We start from the raw sequence: 946 nt of genomic DNA, 5'->3' as shown, positions 1-946 counted from the left end.
CCACTTGATTTTTTCAATTAAATACATGATAATTTGAAGTAGATTAGGCATCTCTTTTCTCTCCTTTTAATGGGTTTTCGACGACTTCATTTTATCAAAAAGGGGAGGGAGAGGTGTCTTTTCGTATTATTTGTTGTAATAACAACCTTTAAAGTAGATAAACAGAGTAAAAACAGTAAAAAATTTGTAAATACGTGGAGAAGGAGGGAGGATTTTAGATGAAGCATAGATACCAAACTCAGTGGATGTTTTAAATCCGAAACGATGATAGTAATTTGGATCGCCTTCAACAATAACCCCTTTAAATCCCATTACTGTAGCTATACCAATAGCTTTTGTAACCATCATTTTCCCAACACCTTGTTGTTGATAATCAGGAGAAACACAGACTGGTGCCAGCAACAATAGTTCGTTTGTATGTTTCTGATTTAATGGGAATCGTGATAGCATACAATGAGCAATAAGGGTATTCTTTTTTTCTACTACAAAATCTAGTTTAGGGATATAATACTCAGATGATCTGATTTCTTTAACGAGCTTTTTTTCAATTTTTCCCTCAGAAAAAGAAGTCTGGCTAAAGACATCGAACACTAGTTCCTCAGTTAAGTTATATTCACGCGTGTCGGTTTGTCTTAACTTCATGAAAAGGCCTCCATAATTATATAAACTGACAGGACTCTCAGGCATAATATTAGCAAGAATGATATAAATAATTAAGTTAGCTGGTAAAATAGAAAAATTAAACGGATACCAAATGAGGATATACCGAAATATTCAGCAATCCCGCCACAAACACCTTGAAGCGCACGATTATTTCTTGAACGAGTTAGTTTTTTATCCATAACAAAATCACTCCGATATAGTTTAATTAAAGTATTGTGTTTTGCAAGATAAATGTTTAGAAAATTGCAATGAAAAGTTAAGAACTTTGCCAACCACTTTTAGT

General features: G+C 33.2%; 2 protein-coding genes. Both read right to left on the bottom strand.

All coding sequences use genetic code 11. The annotated features are described in order from the left end of the window. Positions 1 to 126: 126 nt before the first annotated feature. Positions 127 to 642 (bottom strand): GNAT family N-acetyltransferase, encoded by a 516-nt coding sequence (locus tag ABDZ53_RS07370; RefSeq protein WP_343755092.1) that lies wholly within the window; start codon positions 640 to 642, stop codon positions 127 to 129. Positions 643 to 713: 71 nt separating this feature from the next. Continuing rightward, on the bottom strand, positions 714 to 842 hold the full coding sequence (locus ABDZ53_RS07365; protein ID WP_343755090.1) for a PspC domain-containing protein: 129 nt from the start codon (positions 840 to 842) through the stop codon (positions 714 to 716). Between the last annotated feature and the right edge of the window lie 104 nt (positions 843 to 946).

It is taken from the genome of Alkalibacterium iburiense (assembly GCF_039521845.1).
Classification (GTDB): Bacteria; Bacillota; Bacilli; order Lactobacillales; family Carnobacteriaceae_A; genus Alkalibacterium; species Alkalibacterium iburiense.
The sequence above is the reverse complement of the archived record's forward strand: the minus strand, read 5'-3'. Positions and strand labels throughout refer to the sequence as shown.